Genomic DNA, 1,730 nt, shown 5'->3' with positions numbered 1-1,730 from the left:
TATGAATTTTCAATCCCATATTGTTACTTGCTTTTAGAGGACAAAGATATGCTTTATTTATCAATAGCTTACTTGCATTTAAGATTATCTTCGAAATCACTAAATTTATTATGTGTCATTTCGTTACCGAAATCGTTACCTATTTGTTACCTGAACGGTCATAGGTAACGAAACCTATCGGACGGCGTTCTTTTTGCTGTTGCGACTGGCTTAGAAGCTGGGTAAGGGCTTGGTACAGTTCGTTGAACTGCGCATCGGTGCTTACCTCCAATTCCTCGATGCGCTTTAACAGTTCCTCGTAACCGATTGCCATTTGGCGCATGAGGACAAAAGCCCGCATGATTGAGATGTTTACTTCTATGGCTACTTTGGAACGAAGAACCGAAGAAAGCATGGCTACGCCCTGCTCCGTAAAAGCCATAGGCATAGCAACGCCGAAGTTGTAAGCAGGGGGTATCACATTTTGTGATACCCCTATGGATAACAGCAAGTTAGCTTCCTCTTGGGTGAGAACAAACATAAAATCACCCGGAAAACGCTCGATATTGCGCTTGACCGCCTGCTTCAAGGCTCGTGTTTCCACTTGGTAGAGTTCTGCCAAATGATAATCGAGCATCACCCGGCAACCTCTGACTTCAAAAATCTTGTTTTGGATAATCTGCAAGTCCATAATCGTATATTTTAGGGGATTTAGTAATGTTGGAATAATAGTAAGGACTGGTCACAAATTGTGATCAGTCCCCAACAATCAAGATTACATAGCGACTTCCTTGTAAATCTTCTCGATGCCGACAAACTTCTTGTCAAGCCCCTGCATATCGCTACCTATCTTGCTGTTAGTGATGCGGGCATAGATTTGGGTTGTTTCGATATTGGTGTGTCCCAACATCTTGGAAACAGTTTCAATGGGTACGCCCTTTGACAGCGTGGTAGTCGTTGCGAACGTGTGGCGAGCAAGGTGAAATGTCAAGTTCTTTTTAATACCGCACACATCGGCAATCTCTTTCAGGTACGCATTTAATTTCTGATTGCTGATTATGGGAAGTATCTTGCCATTTGGTAACTTACCCTTGTACTTTTTCAAAATCATCTTGGGAATATCCAGTAGGGGAACATTAACGTCCGTATTCGTCTTTTGCCGCTTTGTCATTATCCAAAGGTTGCCGTCAAAGGATTTGCGTATATTATCTTGCGTAAGCCCTGCCACATCTATATAGGCAAGTCCGGTGAAGCAGGCAAAGATGAACAAGTCTCTGACGTGTTCCAGCCGCTCGGAAACCATTTTCTTTTTAAGGATGATTTTTATCTCGTCCTCTGTCAGATAACCCCTGTCCACTTTTTCCAGCCGGATTTTATAATTGGCAAACGGGTCGTTCACCAGTATGCCATTGTTGCGGGCAATGATGATGATACGCTTGAAGAACTGCATGAACTTGGCGGTGGTGTTGTAACCGCACTTGCAGGCTGTACGCAAATACAACTCAAAATCGGTAATGAACATCGGGCTTATCTCCTTTATGGATATGTCCGATACGTTGTATTTGCTGCGGATGAACTCGGCGAGGTGGCGGCGGGTCACTTCATACTTGCGGTAGGTCGCTATCGTCTTGGATATGCCCACAAGCTGCTTCACATCGTCATTGTGCTTTTGGAACAATGAAAGGATTGTTTCGTGGCTCTCGCTGTGTCCCAAGAACTCGTTCTTCACTTTCTCGGCGGTCACGTAGTTG

2 protein-coding genes are annotated in these 1,730 nt (G+C 44.2%); both read right to left on the bottom strand.

Annotated features, from left to right (window positions below):
• Positions 1-139: 139 nt before the first annotated feature.
• Positions 140-670 carry an ORF6N domain-containing protein gene (locus BWI44_RS19085; protein WP_118323233.1) on the bottom strand — a complete coding sequence of 177 codons (531 nt, stop codon included), beginning with the start codon at positions 668-670 and terminating at the stop codon, positions 140-142.
• A gap of 84 nt (positions 671-754) precedes the next feature.
• Positions 755-1,730: site-specific integrase (locus tag BWI44_RS19080; protein ID WP_286815992.1), on the bottom strand; the 976-nt coding region annotated here is incomplete at its 5' end.

Origin of the sequence: Bacteroides sp. Phil13 (assembly GCF_001940965.1) — a bacterium.
GTDB classification, from domain to species: domain Bacteria; phylum Bacteroidota; class Bacteroidia; order Bacteroidales; family Bacteroidaceae; genus Bacteroides; species Bacteroides intestinalis.
Note: the sequence above shows the minus strand (reverse complement) of the source record. Positions and strands in the feature narration are given on the sequence as shown.